The following is a 291-nucleotide window of genomic DNA, read 5'->3' on the forward strand; positions in this document are numbered from 1 at the left end:
CCTTACAACCTGATGCCTTAAATGATCCGATTTGCGCAACATTGGCTGACGATCAAAGTTCTAAAACGGATAAAAGTATTAGCTATGCGATTGGTGCTGAACGAGTCAATCATTCAGACTTTTACTTGCCTAAAGTTGGTTTTGCCTTTAGTCGTCAATATAACTCTCAAATGAATGAGTTTGATCACAGTATTATCGGCGCACGTTGGATGATGCCATTTTCCAATGTGATCATACAAAACCAAAATGGGTATTTATTTATTGACAGCAATGGACGCAAACACCAACTGC

The 291-nt window shown here is 38.8% G+C and carries 1 protein-coding gene; it reads left to right on the forward strand.

Annotated features, from left to right (window positions below; all coding sequences use genetic code 11):
• The coding region (locus ACG9ZL_RS21245) for a DUF6531 domain-containing protein (RefSeq protein WP_419361916.1) at positions 1-291 on the forward strand (291 nt) is incomplete at both ends.

Origin of the sequence: Acinetobacter legionensis (assembly GCF_048551735.1) — a bacterium.
GTDB lineage: Bacteria > Pseudomonadota > Gammaproteobacteria > Pseudomonadales > Moraxellaceae > Acinetobacter.